Genomic DNA, 2,023 nt, shown 5'->3' with positions numbered 1-2,023 from the left:
GTGCTCAAACAACTCTACACGCTGTCTCAGGCAGAACAGACTGGGACTTTCTTTATAACCACAATACAAAATCGTGCCTGTCATATCTTGCTTGAACAAGGCAGGGTAGTGGCTTTATCTCATGGTCCTCATCGTGGCGAACAAGTATTAAAACATTGGTCTGAGATGGAGGTAGAGCGTTATTCGTTTAAACCTAACGTCAAAATGCCATTGGCTGGCCGAAGTTTTCTTGATGATGACACCAATATATTTCGTTTTTTAAATGTATCATTTGATTCTGATCGTGACGATGTGCCTCACCCGGTTTCAGCCAGTAAAAAACGCATCTATCGCGGCGTCGAAATTGAGGAAAATGAACGAACTGTAGTGTCACAAACACCATCGCCGAAAGTCAAAAAGCCATTGCGAATCTACCGTGGTCAGATAATTGATGATTAACATCAGTAACAAGCCCGCTTGAAAATCGGTATCATAAGCCAATCTTTTATTACTCCCATGTAATGTGACGTTGATTATGAAATATTCGCCAAGCGACTTTAACCAGGGTTTATGCCAATTCCTCGATGCTTCACCGACCCCGTACCATGCAGTAGCTTCTCTGCAGACGTTATTAGAAGATAAGGGCTTTGAGCAGCTTCATGAAGCCGATAGTTGGGGACAGTTAAACGCAGGCCATTATTTTGTTATTCGTGAGGCTTCGATTATTGCATTCACCTTAACTGGGAATGATTTAAGCAATACGGGGATTCGTATGGTGGGAGCACATACGGATAGCCCATGCCTGAAAGTGAAACCTAAGCCAGAAAAAGTGCAACAAAGCCTGTTTCAGCTTGGTGTTGAAGTGTATGGTGGTGCCTTATTAAACCCATGGTTTGATCGTGACTTGTCACTTGCTGGCAGAGTGAGTTATGAGGATCCACAAGGCCAAATTGCTCAAGTCATTATCGATTTCAAAGACCCTATTGCCACTATCCCCAGTCTGGCCATTCATCTGGACAGAGAGGCGAATCAAAATCGCAGTATCAACCCGCAATTGCATCTGCCTCCGATTCTTGCTCAGATGGATGACGGAGATAAACTTGATTTCCGGGCGCTATTAGAACAGCAATGCCGACAGCAGCATCCTGAGATCAACATCGGTCGGGTGTTGGATTATGAAATGTGTTTTTATGACACGCAAAAAGCAGCAGTAATGGGCTTGTCTGCAGATTTTATAACAAGCGCCAGACTGGATAACTTACTGAGCTGTTATGTGGGGTTGCAGTCTTTACTTGCTGCAGACAATACAAGATCGGCATTACTGGTATGTAATGATCATGAAGAGGTTGGTAGTCAATCTGTTTCTGGCGCACAGGGCACTTTCCTTCAAGCCGTATTACAGCGACTCGTCGATGGCAATGAAGCGTATCAGCGTATGGTCGAACAGTCGTTGATGATTTCAGCGGATAATGCCCATGCCATTCATCCTAACTATGCAGATAAACATGATGCTGAACATGGTCCTTTACTAAACAAAGGACCGGTTATTAAAACCAATGCCAATCAGCGTTATGCTACCAGTAGTCAGACCAGTGCCTTATTCAGGCAATTATGCGAGCAGAATGATGTACCGGTTCAAGATTTTGTGGTCAGAACAGATATGGCTTGTGGGAGTACCATTGGGCCTATTACTTCATCTCATATCGGTGTAAAGACGATCGATATCGGTTTGCCAACATTTGCCATGCATTCCATTCGCGAATTAGCAGGTAGTCAGGATGCGGTGATGCTACATAAAGTATTGACCGCCTATTTCAATCAAAAATAATTGAGGAGTTTTTATCCATATGGCTGAGACAGTGGACGAATTAACCGTTGAATACCATGAAGGTGACACGATGACGGTTAAAGAGCTAGACAAAGTGATTCTGACAAAAGGCGCATGGGCAACAGTAATGTTCCGTTATCAGGATCTTGATCGTAAAACCGGTGACTTTGGTCCTGATAAATACACCATTCGTCGTTATCAAAAACGCAATGGCGA

3 protein-coding genes are annotated in these 2,023 nt (G+C 43.6%); all 3 read left to right on the top strand.

The window, feature by feature from the left end:
* On the top strand, positions 1–438 hold a 438-nt coding region (locus B4K20_RS15330; RefSeq protein WP_289283583.1), incomplete at its 5' end, for a hypothetical protein.
* Between the two features lie 76 nt (positions 439–514).
* A complete protein-coding gene (locus B4K20_RS15325; RefSeq protein WP_289283582.1) occupies positions 515–1,807 on the top strand; it encodes a M18 family aminopeptidase in 1,293 nt (430 codons plus the stop codon).
* Positions 1,808–1,826: 19 nt separating this feature from the next.
* Positions 1,827–2,023: hypothetical protein (locus B4K20_RS15320; RefSeq protein ID WP_289283581.1), on the top strand; the 197-nt coding region annotated here is incomplete at its 3' end.

This window comes from Methylophaga sp. UBA5088 (assembly GCF_002414625.1).
Classification (GTDB): Bacteria; Pseudomonadota; Gammaproteobacteria; order Nitrosococcales; family Methylophagaceae; genus Methylophaga; species Methylophaga marina.
Note: the sequence above shows the minus strand (reverse complement) of the source record. Positions and strands in the feature narration are given on the sequence as shown.